The sequence below is a fragment of the Bacillus sp. mrc49 genome, from assembly GCF_002803435.1.
Window position 1 is genome coordinate 16,958 of the sequence record NZ_PHNG01000636.1, and the last position, 25,859, is coordinate 42,816.

Sequence of the window (25,859 nt, forward strand, 5' to 3'; positions counted from 1 at the left end):
TTCACCTTTTTGTTCTGAAGCTATTTTTTATAGAATCATGCTTTGGTACCCTCAACACGCCTTTATTCGTATACCCTTTCCCTTTATCAAATCCGGTGGAAAGAAGTGGCGATCCCAAGGATTTTAATTGGACTAGATGGGATAATAAACAAGCTAAAGCAACCATCTGTCCAAACAGGCCGAACAGCCCAGCTAAAAGGATGAATCCATATTTAATCACTTGAAAGCCATTTCTCAGTAAGACATTGGATGGTAAGTAAGAGAGAAGTGTTGAAACAGCGACTAAGATAATCGTGATATTGCTAACTAAACCAGCTTCCACGGCAGCTGTTCCGATCACGATCCCTCCGACGACGCCAATGGTTTGTCCCACTTTAATGGACATACGGGCAGCAGCTTCTCTTAACACTTCAATGATGATTTCCAAAATCAGCACTTCAAGCACGGGCGGGAAAGGAACCTTAGCCCTTGAAGTAGCAATCAAGCTAAAAAGCTGCGGCGGCAGCATCTCCGGATGGAACGTTAAAAATGACACATAAGAAGACGTGATGAAAAGCGTAATAAAAAAGCCAAAAAGGGATAAGTGGCGAAGTAATGTAGCCGTCATTGAACGATTGTATTCATCGTCAGCTGCGTTCACCAAATCCATGAAGGTGATGGGGCCAACCAACGCCTGGGGTGCTCCATCGAGCAGCAACACAATCTTCCCTTCGAGTAATGAACTCATCGATGTGTCCACTCTTACTGTGTTAAGCAGTTGGGGAAATGGTGACCAAGGCACCTCTTCTATCATTTGTTGCAAAACGGAAGCCGAAGTGATTCCTTGTACGTTAATCTGATCCAATGCACGCAGCAAATAGTCAAGATTATCACGCGATACTTGGTTGTCCATATATAAAACAGCATACTGTGTTTGTGTTTCTTCTCCGATCGTACCTATAATGGTTTTTAATGAAATGTTTTTTATTTTTCTTTTAAGCAAAGATAAATTCGTCTGTAATGATTCATTAAATGCATCATGCGGCCCCAAAAGAGAGGATTCGATGGCAGATCCTTCAATACTGCGCTGAGAAACACTGTACGTTTTAAGTTTAATCAGTTCTTCACCATCAGTAATAAGTGTGAAACCTTCCAATACAGCTTGAATGGCATCACTGATGGATTCAGTCGACTCTCCAGAGATATAGACATCCTGCAGACCCTTCCATACTTCACCATCATGGAACTGAAGCGGTCGGATCACCCATTCTTCTATTGTTTTTTGTTCTGTCAAAGAATTCATATAAAATAGGCTAATTGATTTTTTATTGAGAAGGACTTCTTTTCGTACAATGTCGTCATTTCCTTGAAAAGCCGCCATTAAAAGATCCATTTTCACCATAAACGACACCTCCATATAAGCATAACCATGGACTTACAATTTGATACGATTTATATCAAGTGCGCGGACGGTCGGATTATCGCGGTAAAAGGACGGATTATCACCATAAACGGACGATTTAGCACGGCGAGCCGCATCATTTTTATATGAATCTAATTTGCACCTTTTATATCCAAAGAAAAAAGGTTTGCAGGGATTGGCATTGCCTTCCCTGCAAACCTTTTGATAAAGCTTCCTTACATTTCGGCGCTCTCGCTGACGGGCTCATTCTTATTCATTCTCTGTTTCTTTGATTTTTTGAAGTACAGCAATTCATAGATACATGGAATGACGATGAGTGTGAGCAGTGTAGAAACTGCCAGCCCGCCAATAACAACGATGGCCAGGCTTTGTGAAACGAGGCTTCCCGTTTCGGCCTTTTTATATAAAAGAGGCAGCATGGCACAAATGGTGGCTACTGCCGTCATGATGATCGGACGGAATCTTGTAGCTGTCGCTTCAATGATTGCATCACGGATGATCATACTATCTTCGTTTTGCCTGACTCGATCGAGAAGCACGATCGCGTTAGTCACGACGATTCCTATCAGCATGAGTGCACCCAAAAGCGCTGTAATATCCACGGATATCCGACTGATGACCAATCCCAGCACTGCGCCGATTGCAGCGAACGGCAATGAAAATAGAATCGCGATTGGTGCCTTCATTGACTTGAATGTAATAACCATGATTAGAAAGACAATGCCTATCGATAGTAACATCGTCAGGAACAAATCGGAAAAATCATCCGTCTGCTGAGCACTTGCTCCCCCGACATAAATATCTACATCCTTGGGAATATTAAGGCCCTTGGTCTCTTTGTCTCCAAATATCTCAGCATTGACCTTATTTGAAATATCAGACAGTTTAGCCGGATCTACCGTTGCCGTCAATCGGAGATACGTTTCTCCATCTTTATGGAACTGTGTCGTGGCACTCTCTTCGCTCGTCAATGAAGCGACTTTTGAGACTGGGACTAAACCGCCATCTGTCATAATGGGAATATTCTTTAAGTCATTGGGATTTTTCGGATCCAAAATAGGTTCAAGTATTACCGGTGTCTGCTTATCCGCAAGTTTCATATTGCCAATCGGGGTTCTATTCAGCATGACACCCAGTTGTTGGCCTATTTGTTCTGCGTTTCCTTTGGCCGGATCTACTTTGAATGAGTAAATGGTTTTCTTTTCATCCTGGTTCGTTGCAACATCTTCTATTCCCTTAATTTCTTGAATGTTTCCTTTGATCTTATTGGCGGTCCGCTCCAAATCCCCCACATTCTTGCCAATGACATCGATCGTTATGTTCGTCTTTGAAGCCCCCATCATGAATGAGGAGGCGCTGGCTGTAAGCTTTGCCTCGGGATAGTTTTCTTTTTGCTTGTCGATTTCCTCCAATATTGCATCCATGTTTGCTTCATCTTTCACTAAAATACCGAAAGTCGCTTCCGTAGGCGATGTGACGGCGCCGTATTGAGCCGCTTCGGCAGAGTTTCCTAATTGCATGAACACATTATCCACTTCGCTCAAATCACGCATTTTTTCCTCGAGTTCAATTGCCTTCCCTTTTACTTGATCAAAGGGCTCATCATTTGGATAAGTTAACGTCACGGATACATAATCAGCTGAAGAATTATCGATCGCCCCTTTTGGCATCGTAAAATATGTACCAATCGAACCGACGAACAAGAGCAGCGCAATAATCAAGACAACCCATTTATGGTTTAATGACCAAGTGACAAGCTTCGTAAAATGCTTAGCCGGTCGATGTTTTGGAAGCTTCGCCCGTTTCAGCAATCCCGCACTCATTAATGGAACGACCGTCAATGCGACGATCAAAGATGCCAGCAAAGAATACGTGACGGTTAAAGCGAAGGGAAGCAGGAATTCCTGAAGCCCGCCATTCAATAAAGCGACCGGTAAGAAAACGGCTACCGTCGTAAGCGTTGAAGCCGTGATTGCCACTCCGACCTCTTTTACCGCATCCATTACCATTTGGACCGATATCTTCTCCTGCTGCATTTTCCGGAAAATATTTTCAATCACAACAATGCTGTCGTCCACCAAGCGTCCAATCGCTACCGCAACACCGCCCAGCGTCAAGATATTCAGCGTCACCCCCGACAATGAAAGCAAAAATAAAGTAAAGCCAAGTGATAACGGAATCGATACGATCGTAATGAAGGTAGAACGTACATTTCGTAAAAAAACCATGATGACGATCGTGGCGAATAGTGCACCGAGCAGCACTTCTTTAACCATCGAATGGACGGAGGTCTCCACCATATCCGCTGTAGATAAATAGACGGTCGATTTCTGTTCCTTGTACTTTTCATTGATTTCCTTTGTTACCTTTTCAACTTCTTTACTGATTGTGACAGCATTGGATTGACTGTCCTTGATGATGCTGATATCAATGCTTTCTTTTCCGTTAAAACGGCTGATGAGGTTACCATCCTTCGCTTCTGCCACTTTTGCTATTTCTCCAAGTGTGACATCTGAAGTGACCTTCAGCGCTTTTACTTTTTCTATGCTCGTTACATCACCGATGACCTTAATATTACTTGTCTTCCCATCGATCACCTTCTCACCAACGGCTAGAGCTGCATCCTGTCCGTTCAGTACGCTCATGACATTTTGAATCGAGACGTTCTTTTTAGACAATTGTTCATTATCGACCTTGACAGAAAGAACCGATTGGGAGATTCCAAATGTCTGTACATCCGAAACTCCTTTAATATCTTTATATAGAGGCTCCAGTTCCTTCTTCGTAAGATCCAGGCTTTCAGCTGTCAAGCCATCCTTGAACGTCACAGCTATGAACGAAATCGGAATCATGGATGTATTTAACTGGGTAACGGTAGGCTTTGTCATACTTTGCGGCAATGCCACACTGCTTAAAGCCTCTTGAACATCCAGTTTTGCCTGTTTCATATCCGACCCTGATTCAAAGGTAAGATCGATTTTTGAAAATCCATCGCCAGTGGTCGAGTACATGGCACTCTTTCCTTTTACTCCCGTAACCGCGCTTTCAACCGGTTCGGTAACCTGCGCTTCCATCGTTTTCGAATCCGTGCCCTGCCCCATCGTGATAATCGTAACTTGTGGATTATCGGCAGAAGGTAAAAATTCCATCGGCAGTTTAAAATAACTGATGATTCCGATCATTAAAATAAAAATGGTTACCAATGAAACGGCAGCCTTGTTCTTGAACGACCACTTTGTAAGAAATTCCACGTACACATCACCCCTGATATCATAGTCAACTAAATTATTCCAGTTTGTATATTACCATATATTACTAATGTTGACTAAGGGTTTTTATAACAATTTACCTAAAATTTAATATTCATTAATGAAAAAATACCTACTTCGAATCGATTCGTTGACACCTATCTCTCACAATTTCAAACAATCCATGATATTCATTTCACAAATCACATCGCCCAAGATTTTCACATATAAAATAAGCATCACCAACATTAGTAAGGAGGAGATTGAACGTGAATCCTGGTTATGTTCCAGATAACAAGAACCTAAAAAAATCAAGTGGTACTCCGAATCTCTTTTTTGACTCAAGAGATAATGTTTTTTTCGAGCGCAATCCAAATAATATCGCTTATGAAGTCACCTCGACGCAGTTACCGGCGATGGTCGGCGGGGCTTTTGTGGACCTGTATCTAACCAAGGGACATATACGGGAACCTCATTGGCATCCGAATGCCTGGGAGTTGGATGTCGTGGTTTCCGGCGAGGCCCTGATCACCATCGTTGATCCCGACACGAAGAAATTGCATAACTATGTAGCCAAACCTGGTCAGGTCGTCTTCATTCCGATGGCTTGGTGGCATTGGATCAGACCCGTTTCACAAGAACTGCACCTCCACCTCTTTTTTAACAATGATCAATTCGAAACGGCGGAAGGATCCGACATGTTGCGTCTGACGCCGCCAGAGGTGTTCCAGCTTTCCTATGGCGTCAATGCCGAGAAAATCGCCGATTCATTGGCGCCCATTAACGAGTCGGTGGTCATCGGCCCCCCTGCCAGCCATACGAAAAATCAGACTCCACACTATCCGGACCGGAACGAACCAACATACACGGAAAGACCCCATGGAAAAGGGGAAAGTATAACGATTAATATCAATGATAAACCGATCGATTACTAATGGAATATATTCGGTATGGCAGTGTAGGACTACAACAGAAAAAAGGCTGCCGCTGCAGCCCTCAACTTTTTGGCCATCACCTGAAACCTCTGAAGAAAAGCAAAATGATCGCCGAAATGATCAAACCGATAAATAATAAAGGCCCGATCCCTGAACTATACACGAAGTATACCGTAATATGGCGAAAGGCCATCACTACAAGGTAGAGGAATAGCAGGATGCACAAAATGATGACCAGAGCGGCATTTTTATTCCGATACAACGTAACCAGCCCCAATTTACAAGCATTATTTACAAGAAGGGAAACAGCAGCATTCCGTTAAGAAATGATATGCCTCCACCATTTTGTACTATTCTGTAAAAATGAATGATTTCAGCTTTGCTTCCCTTCAATAAAAAAAGGGCTGCCGCAGCAACCCGTGTTCATTCATTACAATCTAGGATCTACAGGGTCCGACTCCATGGCCAGCGTCCCCAAGACACATTCATGCACCCGCTCGATCGATTCACCTTTAACATATCGTTGAATGCCCTCGATTCCCAGGGAGAATTCTCTCAGAGCCAATTTTTGCTTTTTGCCCGTATTCCTGTTTTTCAGCCTCTCCAGGTTTGCCGGAAGCAAATAGTCCATGCCATAAATGATGTTCAGATATTTTCTTCCCCTTACTTTAATTGCAGGCTGCAGAAGCTTGCCTTTATTTCTTGCCATGAAGAATTCAGGCTTGATGACAATCCCCTCATGGCCCTCGCTGGTGATATCCTCCCACCATTTAATGACCTCTTCTTCACTCGCTTCATCCGTGATCAATTTATATTCGGTTTCGACGAATAAACTTGAACACTTTGCGAACTCCCGGTTTCTCTCCATATGCCAAGTATGGGGCTTATCGAAGAAGGCTTGATCACTATGGGCGAGCACATGGAATGGTGCGATTTGGATCGAATCCATATCCTCAATGTCCCAGCAATATTTTTGAAAGACTTCTTTGAATGTATGGGCGTTTTCCAGTTTCAGCTCATACTCCTCCAGCCAGCCTTGTATATCGGCATTTTCCAGAGACGCTGCCTCCAGTTTGCCCTTTAGCATCGTGCGGTCAAGAATCGCATTTTCGGATACATGGGCATATTGACGGCTGATGAGCTCTTTTGCCTTTAAGTTCCATGGCATGATTTCAGCATCGAGTAGGAGATAATCCGTATCATATGTTTCAAAATAGCCGCTTTCATGCAAATCTTGGTTGATTTTGAAGAGAAGTTGTTCCTCCGTCTGAACGTCGAAGAAACGTCTTCCCGTTCTCGTATGGATAACTCCCAATGATTCAAAGCCGGTATAGGTTTTTGATGCTTCCTTATCCCGGAATAGGAAAAGGATGGCACGGCTGCCCATATGCTTCTTTTCCGCAATCATGGTTTGGATCCCATTGCTTCTATAATAGTCGATCGCCTCTCTTGGATGTTCCAAATAGTGAGCGGCTGAAGATGGACTCGGTGTCGGGCTCATCGTCGGCGGGATATAGATCAATTGTTCAATTGGTATCGTATGGTGGGACAGCTTATCGATGGCGGATTTTACGATGTCCTGCTGGACCTTGATCTCACCCATTTTTTCTGTCAAGACCGAATAGCCGTTGATGAATCTCCCGATATTAGGCGGATTCAGCCTGTTTCTTTCCCATTCTTTCAAAGGGTTTTCGTCATCGCCGGAATGGTTTTGACTCGCTTGTACGGATATGACTTCCCCTTCCGGATAGCGGAAGGCGGTAAGTGCCCCGCCAAAGACGGCACCTTGATCAATATTGATGGTATTGTTAATCAAAAGCGGCTGCGGCTTGGGATCGTGGCCCCAGACGATAAGCGTGCTTTTCTTATGGGAAATATACCAATCCTTGCGCACGGGCTTTCCTCTTTCATCGAAACCATCCGTATCGCCATACCGGCAAAAGTCGCTTATCGCTTCGGATTGTTTTCCGATGAATGCGTCCTTGATTCCGGCATGCACACAAATCACGGTCTGCACACCATTCTTGGTGAACACGTAATGCGAAGGAGCCTGCAATAGGAATTTTTTAAGCGCCTGCTTCGTTTCCGCCGTTTTTTCGCTGCCATGCTCTTCTTCGTACCTTTTGAAGTCTTCTGCCACCTTTTCATCGCCATGATGTAAGGTGACGTTTCTTCCATCCAGCCATCTGGCAATCTTCCAGCCGTGATTACTGTCAATCATGTAGGCAACGCCCTTTTGAACATGTTCATGGAAAAAGAGCATCGTTCTAAGCGACTCCGGCCCCCTGCTCATGACATCTCCCACTGAAACGAACTTCCGTCCATCCGGATGCAGATAAAGACCTTCCTGATTTTTTTGATAGCCAAGCTTATCAAGCAGGAGGATCAACTCTTCATGGCAGCCATGAATATCTCCGATGATATCGATACCGTGCCCGATGTCTTTCTCAAGAGGATTCGTATTCCTGCTGACCTCTATGTTTTCTGCTTCCTTAATCGTGTAGATTGATGAAAAGTCTTCTTTTTTCAGATTTCGCTTTTCTCTTTTGAACGTTTGGCATTGCTGTTTGATACGCCTTTTTCCCCTTGGATGCTCTCTTCCCTCATCCCTTGCAAGCAATATTTCTTCAGGGGTATCGAGTACAATCGCCTGAACGGGTACATGATGCTTTTGGGCGATCGCGATATATCGCTTCCGATCGTCTGGGTGAAGATTGGTTGCATCGAGCATGGTCAATTTATTCAAGCGGCATCTAGACTCAATGACGGCATCCATCATGAAAAAAGCTTCCGCTGAAATCATTTGATATTCGTCCATCAGGCTGTCCGCTTCGTCCTTTGCCCGATCACGCCAATCAATGAATTCGATATCACTGACCATAATCCTGAAATCATCCGAACTTATGACCTCCGAGGGTACAATCTCTTCTTTTTCGATCATGCTTTTTAATAAAGTTGTTTTACCGCTATTGGATGGACCAACCAACAAGACAATTCCTGCATATGGCAATACGATAGGCATTATTCGTCCACCTTCCTTTCAAAAATGCACATTTGAGTCGGACAGCCTTGTGTGACATGATCATCACCAATTCCTTCGAAGCGAAGGTCGTAGTAGCCGCGATGATTCCGCGCTGTACACCATTGCTGAAATTCCGCCCTTGTCCACTCGAAACGATGATCCGTATGTCTAAGAACGTCCTCCATATCGTACACCTCATTATATTCCCGGTTTGGCGTTGTAAGGATCAGGGCTTTCGGCTGATAATCGTGTAAGATCGTATCCATCACCTTAGGAAGGCGGTGCTCGTCGATATGCTCGATGACCTCGCATAAAATGATGACATCCTTGTCCTTCAATCTTTCATCATAATAAAAAAGTGAGCCCCATAGTGTCTCGGGCACGACAAATTTCTCTTGATCCTTCACTTTATCGAATCGACCTAATGCTTTGAGGGATGCGGACTGGGATGGCTCGACGGCGAGGATTTCCTTAATCCCCTCGACAAACCCGAGCCGTACGGAAAGCTTTCCTTCGCCTGATCCAAAATCGACCACGGTTCTTGAATTCATTTCACTTACCGTATCAACGATTTTTTCATAGCGAAGGTCATTCAACCGAACCTTGCTTTCTTTTTCAGCTATCTTCTTTTCAGGTTTCTTGTTCTCGACAATGCTGTATACTTCCTTGAATCTAAGGGATTGGCGATAGATAAAATCGCGCATGGGATGATTCTCTAGCCAGCCTTCACCATATCTTTCAAGTTTTTCGATTTCCTTTTCGTCAATGTAATAATGCTTGTAATCGTCGATGACCGGAATCAAGACAAACAAATGCCTCAACCCTTCCTGTAACGTCTTCAGGCCCTTCAAGGAGATAAACCTTGCCGAACTCTTATCCTTCATATCGAAGGAATATTGGATTTCGGGACGCGAAATTTTAACTTCATAGCCAATCGGCTCGAATAGATCACATAATTGCTGGTCAGAAAGAGCAGAAACGACCGGGCCGAAGTCGAACTGGAACGCAAACGGCTGTGTCACCCATTCTGCGTATTCCTCCTTCGGCTGTCCATTCAATGCTGTCCCCAGTGCAGACCTGATCAATGAGCAAAAAATGCTGCTAACCGCAAATTCGCGATCATTTATGTAGTGGGTGATATCATACGAATTAGCATCGCTTTTCACTAATTCCAAGGGGTCGGGAGTAACAAAGATGGTCGCCTCCAATTCCGTTTCCGAGCACTTACTATAAAAAAGGCGCACTAAATGCCCTTTATGATTTCTTTCATAAAGGTTATTCGGGTTCTTCGACAATAAGTAAGAGATTGCCTTAACATTGTCCCCTGTCGCCATAATCGTTAACTGCATGTAAAACACTCCTTTCAAAAAAACAATCCATCAACTTCCAAATTCATCGCTTTCTGCAAAAAACATACTAGCAACCTTAATCTTACCATAAAGTGAAGGTGTGTTTCCGATATGTTGGCGTTTTCCGTGCCTCAAATGTAAGGACGACTAAACGTACAGGAAAATGATAGATTGTCAGATTGACCACCCATTTGACTAGAAAAAAAACAACATAAGCACCACCGACTAAAGAATCGGATCTTTAGACCTATTGTTTGGACAGCACCCTAAATTATTATCGAAAATTTAATAGAGACGCTTACGTAAAGCGATGAGAACTTTTCCAGCGATGAGGTGAAATGTTTGAAGAAAAAAAATATATTCATTGTCGGAATATTATTTTTTGTGATCTTTGTAGGGCTTTATATGTATAGTTCTTCAGGAAAAATATCGGGGAAGTCTGAGAATGGCATGTGGAAAGCAACCTACAAAAAACTTAGAGATCCTAGTGAAGGGTATGGATGGGTGGCTTCTATTAAGCAGAGCAGCAAGAATAAAGATGCCATAGTTAAAAAGGTGATTTTCCAGGAAGATGATAAAGTCTTAGTTAAGGTAACCGACTTTGCTCCTAGTAAAAGAGAGGATGGTAAAGTCAACAAAATTAACCCTTTAGACTACCCTGACTTTTACCAAGCAGATGCTCCTAAAAAGGGATTAACCTATAGAATTTCCGTAACATGGGAAAAGAATAACAAACAACACACGGATACATTTATTCTCGATTAATTTAGAAAGAAGGAGCAGGTCAGGTCCTGCTCCTTCTTTTTTTGTATCGTCCATCATCAGGCTTTCAGCGTTCACTTCACATGTATCAGTTCAAACCGCTCACAAACGAGGAGCATATCTTCTTTAAAGGTGTGGCCGATTTTGTGCAGTTCTTCTTTAAAAAAATGTTCATGTGCATTCCACCAGTATGTATACGTTCCATCGCCTTCACCTTCTGCAATCGCGAACTCCTCACTCACTTCATTCATCGGCAACTTTTCGACATTCACTGTTCGTATGATCGCTAAAGGAATTTCCTCGCTGCTTAAAATAATGCTATAATCGCCTACGGAAGGCAATGGTTCATTTTCCTCTTCATAAAAAATATGACCGGAGCACGTTGCCGTTTTTATCCCGTCGATCACCAATTGAGCCAACTGATCGGGATCAGCGCCGAATTGCCACGCACTGACTGACTTTGGCATTTCTGCGCCTTTCTTTTCCCAAAATTCATTCCAATATAATTCCGCTTTCTGATTCATTTTATGAGCTTCCTCCTTGATTCGCATGGAAGTTATCCTTCCTGCATTCGTTCCCATTCACTTAGATACATCCGTGTCATGATCTTTTTGCGGTTTTCCAGCTTGCAAATGAGCTCCAAGCTATTGCCGTCCGGATCATTGAAATGGATTTTTGCATGCGCATATTCCCCATGAGGCATCACGAAAGGCTCGACCGGTTCAAAGCCAAAAGGCCTCCCTCGGCTTATACCCCTTGCCTTCCAGCCATGCGACAGAGCGTTTCAAATCTTCCAAGGATACTTGAAAAGCAATGTGGCGCAATGAAGGATGATACTCAACCTCCGCTTTCTCCGTTTCCCATAGACCGAGCCAGCTTTTATCTTTTTCAATCCATAAAAAAGCCAAATCGTCCGCCACCTTGTGATCCAGCTGCAAGCCAAGTGCTTCATAAAATGCTATCGAACGAGTCAAATCACGCACGGGTAAATGCGCTTCATATAATCCTTTTATCATGCAATCACCCCCTTAAAGCTTCAGCTTCAGCCCTTCATGAGTGGCCGTGAATCCTAAGCGTTCATAAAAACGCAGCGAATCTTCCCGCTTTTTATCTGTCGTCAGCTGAATGATAGAACATTCACGCGCTTTCGCACGCTCGATTGCATATTGAATCAACTGGCTTCCAATGCCCTTCCCCCGCTCTGAAGCTACTGTCCTCACCCCTTCGATCGTAGCTCGCCAGCCGCCTTGATGCGTAAGATATGGAGTGAAGGTAATCTGTTGCACCCCGACGATTCGCCCATCGAGGCAGGCAACGATCAATTCATTGTTCTGATCGGAATCAATGGATTGAAAGGCATCGATATAGCTTTCTGGAAGCGGGTTTTCATATCGCTCCCGCTCCTGACCTAATACATCGTCGGCGAGCATTTTCACGATTTCGCTTAAGTCCGTCGTTTCTGCATTCCTGAATGTGACCATATGATCCCTCCGTTCAGTTATAACTTCTGCTAATGGTCCGCCGTTCCCTCTTTTTCCTCCTCTCTTCCATAAAAAAAGACTTCTGCACTCCGTAATTTGCAGAAGTCTTTATAATTGATCACTCGTTTAATAGGCGCTCCACCCTGCATCCGCTGTAATGACGGTGCCATTGACGAAGCTTGAATCCTCAGAAGCCAGGAACAAAGCGATTTTCGCGATTTCCTCAGGTTTTCCATTGCGGGGATTGATAGCCATTCCCAATTGCTGACGAGATGCACCGAATCCATTGATATTCGTCATGCTTGAGCCGATATTGGTTTCAACTCCACCCGGTGCTATCGCATTGCAGCGTATGTTCTTGTCCGCGTACATGAAGCCCGTGTTTTTCGTGAAGCCCACCACTGCGTGCTTCGATGCCGTGTATGCTCCCCCTGCACGAGCGCCATGTAGACCGCCGGCGGAAGCGATATTGATGATCACGCCTGTTTGTTTTTCCAAAAAGATCGGCAGCACCTTTCTGGTCGCGCGCATGACGCTCGTCGTATTGATGGCAAAAATCCGCTCCCATTTAGCATCTTCAATATCACCTGCCGGTTCCATGCCATCCATGATGCCGGCGTTATTGACGAGGATATCGACCGTACCGAACGTACCAACCGTCGTATCGATCAAATGCTGAATATCTTCTTCCAATGCCACGTTCGTTTTAATCGCAAGTGCCGCCCCGCCAGCCGCTTTAATTTCTTCGACCGTTTCATTCGCGCCATCTAGGTTCACATCCGATACGACGACTTTGGCACCTTCTCTTGCATAAAGCTTTGCAATTTGTTTACCCATACCTGAAGCCGCACCTGTGACAACGGCAACCTTGTCCTGTAATTTCATCTAATCTCCCCCAATGAATGATTGTTATAAAAATGTAACTTAGTGTACAGATGTTCATTAACTACCTTCCTTTATAGTATAATTAGTTTCCATAACGTTATTCAATCAGCAAATGCAGCTCAAGATGTTGAACAATGAACAGTCAGGATGCATTTTGATCATTAACGGAACAAGGGGTGTTGAAAATGACTAATCAAAACATGGGGATTGATAGAAGAATCAGGAAAACCAAAAAGACATTAAAGGCTTCCCTCATATCGTTGATGCAGAGGAAGGATTTCAGGGAAATATCGATTACAGACATCGTAGAGCTCGCCGACCTGAATCGCGGTACCTTCTATAAACATTATCAATACAAAGAGGAGCTGCTCGAAGAAGTGATGGAGGACGTCATCGCAGACTTGATCATCTCTTACCGCGAGCCTTATAAACATGTCGATGTGTTCACGATCAATGAGCTCACGGCTTCAGTGATCAAAATATTCGAACATGTCGCTAACTTTGCCGACATTTATACACTCGTCCTAAAGTCGAACGCATTGCCGACTTTACATGATCGAATTTGTGAGGAATTAAAGAAGCTTCCATTGGAGGACCTGGAGGATTATCGGCCGAACCCTAAAATTAATAAAGAACTTGCCTCCAGCTACCAAGCCTATGCCATTTTGGGCATGATCATCGAATGGGTCCACACTGGCTTTGAATATAGTGCAGACTATATGGCGGAACAATTACTTGAGATCATCACGAACAAACCAGTTGATGCTGTCTATAAAATAAGCAATACATTTAAAGAGGGCGGACAGGAATAAGAGGCATGCACCGGGCACCCCTCTTGTTCCTTCCAATACTAGACACGAACCTTTTTTCCGACCATGAACGATAGAAAAGCAAATAAAATGAGGAAAAAGGATAGAATCCCGTATGCTGCCCCCTCAAATCCCCTAATATGGACATATCCGATATAAAATAAAATGAAGGCAGCCATCATTGATACGGTCCCTGGCAGCTTTATTATGAAGGGCGAAAAACCTCTTTTACGAAGCCACCAAGTGAGCGTCAAAACAACCATTCCCGGTATGAAAGCGATCAGCAACGGCACTAAAATCAGCATGAAATCCACTCCCCTCCTCCAGTTTAACATATTTTACCTTCTAGCTGTCATAGGCCTATGGGCGGCCATCCATTCCCTTTTATAATTGTTGCTGATTTTTCACAAAAATGGAATAGCTGCTAGGATCATGGAATCCCAATCGATCTGCCAGCTTCATGGATGCAAGATTTTCAACTTTGCAATCCCAGCGAGGTATCATCCCATTTTTTAAGCAATGATCAATAAAGGCTTGGGCCGCCTTCTTGGCTACACCCATTCCCCTATATTCGTCATTGGTGTAAATATCGATTTCGGCATAAACCTTTCCCCTGAAAATCGACGTGCACTCACCTGCCAGTGCCGCATCCCCCTTCATCACGGAATAGCCAAATCCCTTTTCCAGAAAATGTTCTGCCGAACCCCAAAAACGCTCATAGTATTCAAGGTTGAACTCACGGCTGCTCCTTATCGTTGCTTCATCAAGTCTGTGTACAGTGAATGATTCCTGCAGATGAATCTCTTCGACATCGTACTCTTCGGGATGAAAGGTAAAGGAATATCGGCTGCTTTGTTTCAGTTCTTTATTGAAGCAATCCAAGATACGCCCGTCCCAACCACCATTCCCTGAAAAAAGCGTGAACCGCCTTCCTTCTTTCAGCTTGCTGCTGCAAAACTTCAAAAAGTGCTTATGGAACTCATCATTCGAATCCGCCCCGCCAACAAAATACAAACCCGAATCCGTTCCCACAAAAATCGTTCTGGGCGAATCGGAATCATCGGCATAAACAAATCCCGGAATGAACCGTTCCAGGACCGAGAAAGCAAATGTCGGGCATGGTTCCTTACTTTTATATAGGTAAGGCAACAGCTTTCCAAATTCACTTTTTTCTATCTTCTGCAATCGTCTTCCCCCTCCTTCGGCCTTCATGCCATTTAATTCGTCCTTACACACCCTTTTTTCGGCCGTCTCACCCTTTTTTTCGACCCTCACGCCATATTTTTCGGCCGTCTCACCTTTTTATTCGTCCTTCTTCTTCAGCCTAAGGGTGTTGACCGTTGAGAAGTAGTCGATGACAAATAGGCGGAATTGCTGGGCTGTTGGGGTGAAGTAGCGTTTTTCCGACCAGCACAGGCCGATTGTCCTTTGGCACATCGGCTCGGTTATCCGGATTTTATGTGATGAGGATCCCGTTTGATGCAGCCAGGTGAGTTCGGATACGAAGGCGACGCCCAGTCCTTTTTTGACCAGGTCGGAGATGACAGCCGGTTCATCGCCTTCAAACGCGATGTGCTGGACAAAACCGGCCTCCAGGCAAAATTGGTCGGTTAGGCTGCGAAATCCGAAGCCTGTGTTCATGCTGATGAACGGTTCATCCTTCACTTCATGCAGTTCAATACTTTCCCTGCCTGCCAATCGGTGATCAGGTGGCACGATCAAGTATATTTCTTCAGTGATCAAGGGCTCCCACCTAATATCTGCTCCTTCAATCGGGACGGACGAAATGCAATAATCGATTTCTCCTTCAATGAGCAGCTGCTTCATGGAAGTTATCGATTTCAGGAATTGCTGAAAGCGGACATCCGGATATTTGGTTAGAAAAGTGCCCAATAAATCAGGCAGGACCCTGGGAATGGTGACGGCCAGCGTGATGTTCTTTTGGCCTTGATCGGTTAATTCCTCGATTTCACGCCTGCCTTCATTCAGTTCGGCAAAAGCCCGGTCGACCCTGTTCAAGAATTTTCTCCCGGCTGCATTGAGCCTGATTTTCCGGTGTTCCCTATCGAATAGTGATACTCCCAAATCTTCTTCAAGGCGAGATATCGTTTTACTAAGGGAGGGCTGGGCTATTTGAAGCTTTTCGGCGGCCTTCGTCATATGTTCAAGGCGCGCTACGGTTTGAAAATACAGAAGCTGCAATAATTCCACTTTCCCCACTCTTTTCATATAGATTTAAATCTATTATTACATAATGAATTATGTATTATACAGCATTAAAAAAAGCCCTTATGATGAAATAATCTTATTTAGTTGGAAAGGGCAGGTTCGATAATGAAAGGTATACAACTTGTATTACATGATATTAAAGCAATGTGGATGCACAAACACGGGAGAATCGCGTTGATCTTCCTTTTGGTCGTTCCTTTGATATACTCAGGTTTCTTCCTGGCAGGCTATTGGAATCCTTATGGACAGTTAGATCAGCTCCCCGTAGCTGTGGTCAACCAAGACAAAGGCGCGATGATGGACGATAAGCCGATCGAAGCGGGTGAAGACTTCGTCAAGGAATTGAAAAAGCAAAAAGAATTGGACTTCCACTTCATCTCGCAAGAGGCGGCTGATACCGGCCTTAATAAAGGCACCTATTATATGGTCGTGACGATTCCGAAGGATTTTTCCGAAAACGTCACGACATTAATGGATGAAAAACCGGAAACGGCCAAGCTTTTATATACGGTCAATCCTGGCAAGAACTTCGTTGCCTCACAGATCAGCACAACAGCGGTTGAAAAGATGACGACAAAAATCAATGCAAGCATAACAAAAGTCTATTCGGAAGGCATCCTCTCGAAGTTCCAGGATGTTTCAAAAGGCTTGGCCGACGCCGGGGTTGGGGCGGAAAAGCTTCATCAAGGAACGGTGGCTGCGAAAAGCGGCAGTGAGAATTTATCGGACGGCATTCAAGCTTTGAATAGTGGTGCCGAGAAGCTGCAATCGGGAAGCAACAAGCTTGTGGATGGGCAAGATGCCTTGGCTAACGGGGCCGACGGGATCTCGGACGGTTCCCAGAGCTTGTATTCCGGGATGAAGCAGCTTTCGACTGGACATCAATCATTGGAAAATGGGATGAACGATCTTAACCGAGGGGTGAAGAACTGGTCAGCCGGTAATGAAAAATTAAGCCAAGGCCAGGACCAGGCAGCCGAAACGGCGAATACGCTAAAAAAACAATTGGCTGAGTATGGCAAGAGTCATCCTGATGCAATAAAGGATCAAGACTTCAAGCAGATTCTTGCCCTATCGGATGGATTATCCAAAGCAGCCGCCACGTTACAGTCCGGACAAAAGCAGCTGGGCGAGGGCGCTGCCAAAGTGGCTGATGGGCAAGATGCGATTCAGGCCGGGATGAAAACCTTCGGCAATAAAATGACACTAGTCCAGTCTGGAGCTAAGCAATTACATGACGGGTCTGTTGATTTTGCCAGTGGGTTCTCGCAATGGTCAAACGGCTTCACCAGTTTACAGGGCGGAATCGATTCACTTGCAAGCGGAAGCAACAGGCTCGCACGTGGCTCGATGGATTTTCAAGACGGACTGGCTTCATTGGAAACCGGATCGAAGCAGTTATCGACGAAGCTAAATGATGCCGCCGACAAAACCGCCAGTTTGCAGTATGATGATTCGACCACGACGATGTTCTCTGAACCTGTTGAATTGGTCCAATCCAATCTTTCCGAGGTTCCTAATTATGGAACGGGAATTGCACCCTATTTCCTGTCTTTAGCCTTTTATGTTGGAGGCATCATGGCTTCAAATATCTTGCCGCTCGGCCGCAGACAGAATCTCAAGGTGACCGGAACGGTCCATTTTACGAATAAGCTGGGGCTTGTCTATGTAATCGGCTTGATCCAGGCACTGCTGGTGGATGCAGTCGTCCTACTTGGCTTCCACTTGCATGTCGCAAGCGTCCCTGTATTCATCCTATCAAGCATCATCGTTTCCTTTACCTTCATGACGTTCATTCTCATGCTGGTCACCGTATTCGGCGTGGTCGGGAAATTCGCAGCCGTCACCCTTCTTGTAATCCAATTGGCTACCTGCGGCGGAACATTCCCAGGTGAGTTGGGCATGTCATTATTGACGCAAATCGGTCAATTTTTACCTATGGCCCACTCCCTTCAGGAGCTTCAAGAAGTCATTTCATTAGGCAACTGGGAAAACCTGCAAACACAAATAGTGATCTTGCTTGCTTATCTCGTTATTGCAGCGGTCATCGGCTGGATAACCAGTCATATCCAGCATGCTAAAGTGGCTCACGACGATGTGACCTCATGATCTAAGAAGGTACCGTGTCGTTCCCAACAAAATGGCACGGCTCTTCGCCTTTTTGTATAATGGTCATAAAGTGCAGATGGAGGGCGAGTGGAGATGCTAGTGCAGCGATACGAAGTGAAATCATTGAATATGGGGAAAACGGAAACCTACCAATTCGGAAAAAAGGTGTACCGATCCGCAATTAAAAAGGAGCCAGTGAACGGTCCAGTATTTTTAAGCAAGGTGGGTTTTGCTGGAGATGAACAAGCCTATGAACATCACGGCGGGGAAAATAAGGCCTTATGTTTATATCCGTTAGACCATTATGAACATTGGAGACCTGCTTTTCAAAATATGGTCGATACCGCCCTTTTTGGCGAAAATCTCACCGTCAGCGGCCTGACGGAAGATATAGCCCATATCGGTGATATTTTTTCAATTGGCGAAGCCCTTGTCCAAATATCCGAGCCGCGTAATCCCTGCTATAAACTTGCGGCCAAATATGAGGTGCCCAGCTTGATCGTCCAAGTTAGAAATACGGGCTACACAGGATTCCTGCTAAGGGTGCTGAAGGAAGGGATGATCTCGCCGCATGACGCGATGGAATTGATCGAGCCCCATCCGCAGCGGGTTTCGGTCGCTTTGGTCAATGACGTCAAATTCCATGACCGTTTCAATCGTGATAAAGTGAACCGGGTGTTACAAGTCAAAGAGTTATCTGAAACCCTTCACCTTGCCATTAAAGAACAATTCGATTCCGGACGGAAAAATGGCTGGGGATGATGGCCTGGAACTTTTTTGAAACGGCATGGAAAAAGCCCCCATATGGCTGCCGAAGCAGATCATATGGGGGCTTTTTCACATTAAGCGGTTTGTTCTTTTTTCTCGGCTGGCTTTTCTTCAGCCGGCCAAGCACGCTTGATGAATATGGTCAAAATCAGCGCCACGCCCGCAATGAAGGTAGAAACAAGGAAGGAGAAGTTAATTCCATCCAGCATGGCCTGCATCCCGATTTGGGCTTTCATTTGTGCCATAACCTCAGCGGAGGGCTGGCTTGTTAATTTGCTCATTGCTTTCGTCATTAGTTCCTCACCGGTTGAAGCTGCACGGTTAGACATGACCGTAACAAGCAATGCTGTACCGATAGCACCAGAGATTTGGTTCAGTGTATTGTTCATGGCTGTACCGTGCGGGTTCATACGGGCTGGCAGCGAGTTCAATCCATTTGTCATGATCGGCATCATGGACATTGACATCCCGAATGAACGAACGGAAAACAGAATGACAATTTCTGTATAAGAAGTTTCCATTGATAATTTACTTAAATAATACGTAGTTGCTACAGTGATGAGCAAGCCGATTGAAGCAAGGATGCGGGCACCAAACTTATCGAAAAGCTTACCGGTAACCGGTGACATCAAGGCCATTAATAAGGCACCTGGCAGCATCAGTAATCCTGAATCAAATGGTGAAATGCCACGCACTGTTTGTGTATACATCGGGATTAAGATCATCCCAGAGAACATTGCCATGTTCAGCACGATTGAAATCGTTGCGGATAGCGCGAACATCGGGTGCTTGAAGATCCTGAATTCAAGCATCGGCGTTTCCATTTTCAGCTGGCGTGTAATGAAAAGAACCAGGGAAACGGCACCGACTAAAAGTGTCCCATATACCCATGGGCTATCCCAGCCCTTGCTGCCGGCGGAACTGAATCCGTAAAGCAAGCCGCCGAAGCCCAAGCTTGAAAGGATGACCGATATTTTATCAATGTGAATATCGACTTTATCCTTATGGTCTTTTAGTTTAAAGAAACCAAAAATGAGCACGAGTAACGCAAGCGGAGTAATGAAATGGAACAGCATTCTCCAATCATAATGTTCAATGATCCAGCCTGAAAGCGTCGGCCCGATTGCAGGGGCAAACATCATGACTAAACCGAATAATCCCATGGCCGATCCCCGTTTTTCGACAGGGAAAGAAGTTAACAGCACGTTCATCAATAGCGGCATCATGATTGCCGAACCCGCAGCCTGAACCATACGAGCCCCCAATAATAATGGGAAGACTTCCGCTACACCGGCAACGATCGTCCCGATGGAGAATAGCAGCATGGCTGTCAGGAAGAGATTGCGTACCGAATATTTCCTTATTAAGAAGGCTGTTGTAGGAATCATGATTCCATTGACGAGCATATAGCCCGTTGTCAGCCATTGGACTGTTGATGTCTCAATTCCCAAGTCCGTTTTAATTGATGGCAGTGCAATATTTAAAAGGGTCGAATTAAGTATCGATATGAACGCACCGATCATCAGGATGATCAAAATGCCATAAGAGCCCTTTTGTTCTTTTGTTTGTGCAGTACTCACTTTTTATCTATTCCTCCATTCAAACAATTGGTTCATTTAATTATACGACTGGTACACCCCAATCTCATAAAATCAATAATATACCTCTGGTCTATTTTTTGCAATAAAAATTTCATGGTATAAATAAGGGTTTGTGCTGTGATTAAAAATAGAGTACGATTACATTTATACAAGCAGTATAAAGAAATTAAGGTGATACGATGAAGAATCGAAGGCAGAATGTCATCGATACGGCTCATAAGCTATTTATTGAAAAGGGCTACCAAGCCACGTCCATCCAAGATATTTTAGACGGCAGCGGCATTTCAAAAGGTACATTTTATAATTATTTCCCTTCGAAGGGTGAATTATTTATCGCCATTTTTCGATCCTTCTACAAAAGGATCCGCCATGATCGGGAAAAACTGCTGGATGGTCAAGATTCAGCCGATATTGAAATTTTCATTCAGCAGCTCGAACTGCAAATGATGGGCAACAAGCAAAGCAAATTACTGATCCTGATCGAAGAAGTCCGCGTTTCCAACGATGAAGAATTAAAGCAATTCATCAATCAAATCCTTTTGCTGAGCATACGCTGGATGCATGGCCGTTTCCTCGATATATTCGGGGAAAGCAAAAAAAACTATCTTCTGGATTGCGTCATCATTTTCCACTCGATGATGACCCATATGAATTACTTCAATCATAAGGCGAATGAAGTCCCGAAGCCGGAGATACAAATTATCCGCTACTGCATGAACCGAATCATCCAAACAGTCGATGAGGCGGCAAAAAGCAAGGAACAGATTCTTGACCCCGACTTAATGGATACGTGGTTCCCGAAGTTTGAAAACAATCTTTACCCTTGCCATAATGATTTATTGAAGGCAACCTTGGAACTAAAAAAGGCGATCAACACAGCTTTTCCCTGCGGTGAAAATCGGATAAGGGCCATTGAGCTGGTCGACTTTATCCAGGATGAGCTGATGCAGTCCGACACTCCACGAAGATTTTTGATAGAAAGCCTGCTGCTCACCCTAAAGAATCAATATTCGGAGCAAGTTCAAACATACATGAAGGACTTTGAGGAAAGCATTAACGCTTGTCTGGTTCAATGAAAAAAGAAGGCAGCCATTTGGCTGCCTTCTCCAGGTTTTAATAAGACCATTTCTCTTCATCCATGATCCAATCATTTTTCTTTAAATCGAAGGATTCCGTATCATCGTGGATGGAGAAGTAAGCGGGCAGCGGCACCGATTTTCCGTTTGCTTTTTCCCAGCAATCTGCGAACCAATTTGCAAATGCCCGCTTCTCTTCTTCCTCGATTTCTTCACCATTCGCTTCGTAAAATTTCCAGAACTCATCTGATTGGCCGCCAAAGCGTTCCCCATAATTCACACCTTCGATGATGCTCAGACTCCCCCCAAATATGGCAGGATCTTTCCCGTCGTAAAACACTTCATTCGCCTGTCGATCCATCGAGAACATGGTAATCGACAGCTCCGAGGATTCTGGAAAGGATACGAAATCCAATAATTCCACCTGTGAATAAAAGGTGTATGTATGCAATTTCTGAAGGGTGTTGATCAAGGTTTCGGATTGCAATTCCAGATTCGAATTCACCTCAGCTATATAGCCTTCGACCGAATAAGTAGATTTAGCCGTTTCTTTCACCGGTTCAACCTTGTCGCCTTCCAATGTTTCTTTTTCAGGATGCTCGTCCGTCTCATCCCGACTCACTGGTGCACACCCCATCAGTCCCACCACCAGCATGGTAAGTAAAATAATGCCTATTTTTTTCAACCGCTATCCTCATCTCTCTTGATACTAGCTCATTTATTTTAGCGCCCCTATACTTACGTTCCTTCCACCAAAAGGTTTCGGTTGAAAGAATAAACCCCGACTACTTTGCAGCCGGGGTTCCGTCCGTCAATCCAGTTCCGATTTCCTCATTTTCGCCGCCATCGCCTTGTTCTTGTTCCAAACCTTGAACTTCATGAAAATGGCCGCAAGTCCGATTATCACCACGAACAACAGGCTTATGAAAAATCCGGGACGGATCTCCTTTTCGAGCAAGGTCCCACTGACCGCAGCAAAAATCAACAGCATGCCAAAAACGCCTGTGGCCTTGCTCCACGCTTTGCTTTCCAAGATCTTGAAAGAAGAAAGGATGATGAAGGACCAGTTATATAATAGTAAAATACCGGCAGCTGTCGTGATGTATTCATAAATCTTGCCTGGCAGGAGCAAGGCAGTGATGATCGAGCCTAAAAGCCCCAGCACCCCAAGACATAGTGACGGCAATGGCAGATCCTTGAGTTTTTTAATCTTTTGCATGAATAACGAAGGGGCATTCCCATCATCGGCAATCGTTACCAATAGATTGGTCACACCGAATAATGAAGCCGTCATCGTCGAAAATCCAGCCACGATGATGGCCCCGTTAAAAACATGAGGAAAAAAAGCCAGATGATAACTATCCAACGCGGTTACAAAAGGGCTCTCCTTCTCACTGAACGCCCCTAGCGAAACCATCGTCACAGCCAGCCCCAATGAGACTACATAGATGATCGTCAGTCCCAACAGCATGATCGTCCCTGCCTTGGGTGCCTCTTCTTTCTTTTTAAGCTGCATCGCCATCAGTCCGATCACTTCAATGCCGCCAAATGCATAAAAGGCATAAATGAGCGATGTCCAAAACCCTTTCAGCCCTTTTGGAAATAATTCGTTATACGTATTGGGAAATGACGGCGGCTTCTCTCCATCGAGACCGAACCAACCGAGCACGGCACATGCTGCAATGATGATGAACATGACGATTGCAGCCGTTTTTATGATTGCAAGGAGGTTTTCAATCCTATCGAATCCTTTTGTTCCCATCAATACCACAACGATTGAAACAAAAGCAAACCCGGCGGAAAATAACCATAGCGGTACACTCGGGAACCAAAATTGCGATAAAAGCGACAATGCGGTCAACTGGCTGCCCATGATCAAAATATTCGAGGACCAATAATTCCAGCCGCAGCTAAAGCCAGCCCAACGGCCGAATGCTTTATTGGCATAATAACAAAAGGAGCCCTCTTGAGGGTCTTCTGCCGTCATTTTGGCAAGCAGGTTATACACGATATACGTACCAAGGGCAGCCAATATAAAGGAAAACACTATCGATGGACCCGTTGTGATAATCCCGATTGTCGATCCAAGAAAATATCCAGTACCGATCGTGCATCCTACACCGACCAATGACAGCTGCCACCATTTCATATCGCCAGTTTGCCCGCCTGAATCAGATGCCTCCATGCCTTTCTTCCCTTTAGCTGGAGTACAATTGGCTTTTACCATGACGCTCCCCCTCCATCCTTCATAGTGTTGATAAAGCGGAATCCGACTTATTACTGGGCCGCTTCTTTTTTATCCGAACTAATGAATTTCAGCACGATCAATACGATGCAAATGCCCATGATTCCAGAGATGATATAACTCATATTTATATAGTTCTTCATCACAAGTGACATGACAGGTGGGCCCGCTGCGACTCCGATGAACCTTGAGGACATATAAAAGGAGGTTATCGTCCCCCTCTGTTCCTTTTCGATATTTTGGGTGATGATGGCATCGAGCGTCGGCAGTAAAGCACCAATTGCGATGCCCACCAGACTCGTAACGAGCAGGAGCAGGAATACCTTATCCTTAGTGAATCCGACAAAGACCAGGCTGATCGACAGCGTTGCCAAACTGATCATGATGATCTTTTTCATGATCGGTAATTCACCTTTGATCTTCTTTCCTGCAATATAGGAAGAAACACAAAGAAAAAACAGCGGAATCGCGATGACGAAGCCTTTCTTGACTCCATGCAGATGATGTATTTTCTCCAGGTTTTCCGACAAAAAGAAAAGGACCCCGAACAAAACCAACATAACAAATACACCAATCAGGAATACGGTATACAGCCATTTGCCTTCCTTCTTGAAGATTTGTTTCGTATCATGCCAAAATTCCTTTAATTTCTTCGGTTCGTCCTTTTCTTTTGGTACCTTAATGAAGAAAAAGACTAAGACGATTGATATCAAGCTGAAGAAGGAAATCGAGAAAAAGGGTAAAAACCATATAAATGCGGCAAAAAGGGAACCTAATATCGGGCTCAGCACTTTTCCAAATGTATTCGATGTTTCGATGATGCCCAAGCACGAACTCGTTTTTTCATCATCATCCTTGTATAAGTCCCCGACTAAAGGCAGGATGATTGGCGAGGCTCCAGAAGCACCGATCCCTTGCAGCACTCTCCCAATGATGATCCAAGTATATGGATCATCGATCTTCCACGATGCATATCCTGCAACCAAACCGCCAATCAAAGCAAGAACCAGACTCGGCAGGATGACCATTTTCCGTCCGAAACGATCGGATAAATAACCTGCGATAGGGATTAAAAAAATGGAAGCTACCGAATAACTTGTAATGACCATGCTTGATTGAAATGAAGATATCCCCACCTTTTTCTCAAAAATGGGCAATACCGGGATAAGCATTGAATTTCCAAGTGTCATAACTAATGGGATTGACGCCATACTGATCAAGCACCATATGCTGACATTATTTTTCTCATGACCTTCCATACCTACACTCCTCATCCATTATAAACACGACTTTCAGCATACAAAGGCAAAAAAAAATTGATGACTCAATCGTCCTTCATTGAATTTTGATGTCTTTAATTAATATGTTGTAGGTCGGAAGGATTTATTCAGCGCCTAGCCATGATAATGAATGGCTCGTTTTCCAAAACAAAAAAAGTGGTACAAGTCCATTTTCGTGAATACATTCAAATAAGCAGATGTATTTCATGATGAGGTGATGTTGTATTGGGCATTTTTTTTAGCTATGTATTGCTGGGTCTATCCTTAGCGGCACCAATCGGCCCCATTAACGCCGGGCAATTGGACAAAGGAATCAAGAAAGGGTTTTGGCACGCCTGGATTTTCGGCTGGGGTGCCATTTTAGCGGATGCTGTCTATTTGGTCCTTGTCTATTACGGGGTCAGCCGCTTTCTGGAAAACTCCTTCATGCAAACATTTTTATGGCTTTTTGGCTTTTTTGTCCTGACTTATACCGGTATTGAAAGCCTTTTTAGTGCAGGTAAAATAGAAGTGAATGCACGGAATGTGAAAGAATCCCACTTTTCTTCTTTTGCATCAGGATTCATCATGGCCCTCTCGAACCCTTTATCCATTTTGTTCTGGCTCGGTATTTACGGCTCGATCCTGGCAAACACCACGACTAAATACGACTTTCATC

General features: G+C 44.4%; 22 protein-coding genes and 1 pseudogene. 7 read left to right on the forward strand and 16 right to left on the reverse strand.

From position 1 onward, the window contains the following. Position 1: 1 nt before the first annotated feature. Both CVN76_RS06695 and CVN76_RS06700 read right to left on the reverse strand, forming a co-directional pair. The gene (locus tag CVN76_RS06695; RefSeq protein ID WP_157805580.1) at positions 2-1,381 is read right to left on the reverse strand and encodes a spore germination protein; all 1,380 of its coding nucleotides are present in this window, start codon (positions 1,379-1,381) and stop codon (positions 2-4) included. A 236-nt stretch (positions 1,382-1,617) separates the two neighbouring features. Then, on the reverse strand, positions 1,618-4,653 hold the full coding sequence (locus CVN76_RS06700) for an efflux RND transporter permease subunit (protein ID WP_100530654.1): 3,036 nt from the start codon (positions 4,651-4,653) through the stop codon (positions 1,618-1,620). Between the two features lie 266 nt (positions 4,654-4,919). Here CVN76_RS06700 and CVN76_RS06705 point away from each other — a divergent pair, with 266 nt between their 5' ends. Then, positions 4,920-5,585, forward strand: a complete 666-nt coding sequence (locus CVN76_RS06705) for a cupin domain-containing protein (RefSeq protein ID WP_157805581.1) — start codon at positions 4,920-4,922, stop codon at positions 5,583-5,585. Between the two features lie 76 nt (positions 5,586-5,661). On the opposite strand, the gene CVN76_RS06710 is transcribed toward CVN76_RS06705, so the two are convergent. The 3 genes from CVN76_RS06710 to CVN76_RS06720 all read right to left on the reverse strand — a co-directional run bounded on the left by CVN76_RS06710 (position 5,662) and on the right by CVN76_RS06720 (position 9,956). Beyond that, the gene (locus CVN76_RS06710; protein ID WP_061141883.1) at positions 5,662-5,847 is read right to left on the reverse strand and encodes a hypothetical protein; all 186 of its coding nucleotides are present in this window, start codon (positions 5,845-5,847) and stop codon (positions 5,662-5,664) included. A 168-nt stretch (positions 5,848-6,015) separates the two neighbouring features. After that, the gene (locus CVN76_RS06715) at positions 6,016-8,607 is read right to left on the reverse strand and encodes a polynucleotide kinase-phosphatase (RefSeq protein ID WP_100530656.1); all 2,592 of its coding nucleotides are present in this window, start codon (positions 8,605-8,607) and stop codon (positions 6,016-6,018) included. After that, positions 8,607-9,956 (reverse strand): 3' terminal RNA ribose 2'-O-methyltransferase Hen1, encoded by a 1,350-nt coding sequence (locus tag CVN76_RS06720; RefSeq protein WP_100530657.1) that lies wholly within the window; start codon positions 9,954-9,956, stop codon positions 8,607-8,609. The genes CVN76_RS06715 and CVN76_RS06720 overlap by 1 nt, the downstream gene beginning before the upstream one ends. Positions 9,957-10,298: 342 nt before the next feature. Between CVN76_RS06720 and CVN76_RS06725 the strand changes: the two genes are divergently transcribed. Beyond that, positions 10,299-10,721 carry a hypothetical protein gene (locus tag CVN76_RS06725; RefSeq protein WP_100530658.1) on the forward strand — a complete coding sequence of 141 codons (423 nt, stop codon included), beginning with the start codon at positions 10,299-10,301 and terminating at the stop codon, positions 10,719-10,721. A 71-nt stretch (positions 10,722-10,792) separates the two neighbouring features. Here the strand turns inward: CVN76_RS06725 and CVN76_RS06730 are convergent, their stop codons facing one another. The 4 genes and pseudogenes from CVN76_RS06730 to CVN76_RS06745 form a co-directional block, all read right to left on the reverse strand. Then, positions 10,793-11,242 carry an ASCH domain-containing protein gene (locus CVN76_RS06730; protein ID WP_100530667.1) on the reverse strand — a complete coding sequence of 150 codons (450 nt, stop codon included), beginning with the start codon at positions 11,240-11,242 and terminating at the stop codon, positions 10,793-10,795. A 32-nt stretch (positions 11,243-11,274) separates the two neighbouring features. Then, a pseudogene (locus tag CVN76_RS06735) lies at positions 11,275-11,734 on the reverse strand (VOC family protein). A 12-nt stretch (positions 11,735-11,746) separates the two neighbouring features. After that, the gene (locus CVN76_RS06740; protein WP_100530659.1) at positions 11,747-12,199 is read right to left on the reverse strand and encodes a GNAT family N-acetyltransferase; all 453 of its coding nucleotides are present in this window, start codon (positions 12,197-12,199) and stop codon (positions 11,747-11,749) included. 126 nt (positions 12,200-12,325) lie between these two features. After that, a complete protein-coding gene (locus CVN76_RS06745; protein ID WP_100530660.1) occupies positions 12,326-13,084 on the reverse strand; it encodes an SDR family oxidoreductase in 759 nt (252 codons plus the stop codon). A gap of 185 nt (positions 13,085-13,269) precedes the next feature. On the opposite strand from CVN76_RS06745, the gene CVN76_RS06750 reads away from it, so the two are divergent. After that, complete coding sequence (locus CVN76_RS06750) at positions 13,270-13,896, forward strand: TetR/AcrR family transcriptional regulator (protein WP_061141876.1); 627 nt, start codon at positions 13,270-13,272, stop codon at positions 13,894-13,896. A 38-nt stretch (positions 13,897-13,934) separates the two neighbouring features. Here CVN76_RS06750 and CVN76_RS06755 read toward each other — a convergent pair whose 3' ends face one another. The 3 genes from CVN76_RS06755 to CVN76_RS06765 all read right to left on the reverse strand — a co-directional run bounded on the left by CVN76_RS06755 (position 13,935) and on the right by CVN76_RS06765 (position 16,104). Further along, positions 13,935-14,198 (reverse strand): YesK family protein, encoded by a 264-nt coding sequence (locus CVN76_RS06755; protein ID WP_100530668.1) that lies wholly within the window; start codon positions 14,196-14,198, stop codon positions 13,935-13,937. A 79-nt stretch (positions 14,199-14,277) separates the two neighbouring features. Continuing rightward, positions 14,278-15,078: a GNAT family N-acetyltransferase gene (locus CVN76_RS06760; protein ID WP_157805582.1), complete on the reverse strand. Its 801-nt coding sequence runs from the start codon at positions 15,076-15,078 to the stop codon at positions 14,278-14,280. 117 nt (positions 15,079-15,195) lie between these two features. Beyond that, complete coding sequence (locus CVN76_RS06765) at positions 15,196-16,104, reverse strand: LysR family transcriptional regulator (protein WP_100530662.1); 909 nt, start codon at positions 16,102-16,104, stop codon at positions 15,196-15,198. A gap of 123 nt (positions 16,105-16,227) precedes the next feature. Here CVN76_RS06765 and CVN76_RS06770 point away from each other — a divergent pair, with 123 nt between their 5' ends. Together CVN76_RS06770 and CVN76_RS06775 are read left to right on the forward strand one after the other, a co-directional pair. After that, positions 16,228-18,231 carry a YhgE/Pip domain-containing protein gene (locus CVN76_RS06770; protein WP_100530663.1) on the forward strand — a complete coding sequence of 668 codons (2,004 nt, stop codon included), beginning with the start codon at positions 16,228-16,230 and terminating at the stop codon, positions 18,229-18,231. A 93-nt stretch (positions 18,232-18,324) separates the two neighbouring features. Next, entirely contained in the window at positions 18,325-18,993 is a 669-nt protein-coding gene (locus tag CVN76_RS06775; RefSeq protein ID WP_100530664.1) for an MOSC domain-containing protein, read from the forward strand. 80 nt (positions 18,994-19,073) lie between these two features. Here the strand turns inward: CVN76_RS06775 and CVN76_RS06780 are convergent, their stop codons facing one another. Then, positions 19,074-20,579: a DHA2 family efflux MFS transporter permease subunit gene (locus tag CVN76_RS06780; protein WP_061141870.1), complete on the reverse strand. Its 1,506-nt coding sequence runs from the start codon at positions 20,577-20,579 to the stop codon at positions 19,074-19,076. A 200-nt stretch (positions 20,580-20,779) separates the two neighbouring features. Between CVN76_RS06780 and CVN76_RS06785 the strand changes: the two genes are divergently transcribed. Continuing rightward, complete coding sequence (locus CVN76_RS06785) at positions 20,780-21,676, forward strand: TetR/AcrR family transcriptional regulator (protein ID WP_100530665.1); 897 nt, start codon at positions 20,780-20,782, stop codon at positions 21,674-21,676. A gap of 37 nt (positions 21,677-21,713) precedes the next feature. Here CVN76_RS06785 and CVN76_RS31720 read toward each other — a convergent pair whose 3' ends face one another. The 3 genes from CVN76_RS31720 to CVN76_RS06800 all read right to left on the reverse strand — a co-directional run bounded on the left by CVN76_RS31720 (position 21,714) and on the right by CVN76_RS06800 (position 25,180). Next, entirely contained in the window at positions 21,714-22,361 is a 648-nt protein-coding gene (locus CVN76_RS31720) for a hypothetical protein (RefSeq protein WP_232732129.1), read from the reverse strand. A gap of 126 nt (positions 22,362-22,487) precedes the next feature. Then, the gene (locus CVN76_RS06795) at positions 22,488-23,861 is read right to left on the reverse strand and encodes an amino acid permease (RefSeq protein WP_100530670.1); all 1,374 of its coding nucleotides are present in this window, start codon (positions 23,859-23,861) and stop codon (positions 22,488-22,490) included. A gap of 92 nt (positions 23,862-23,953) precedes the next feature. Further along, the gene (locus tag CVN76_RS06800) at positions 23,954-25,180 is read right to left on the reverse strand and encodes an MFS transporter (RefSeq protein ID WP_232732130.1); all 1,227 of its coding nucleotides are present in this window, start codon (positions 25,178-25,180) and stop codon (positions 23,954-23,956) included. A gap of 246 nt (positions 25,181-25,426) precedes the next feature. Here CVN76_RS06800 and CVN76_RS06805 point away from each other — a divergent pair. Then, positions 25,427-25,859, forward strand: a 433-nt coding sequence (locus tag CVN76_RS06805; RefSeq protein WP_157805583.1) for a LysE family transporter, incomplete at its 3' end; no start/stop codon positions are given.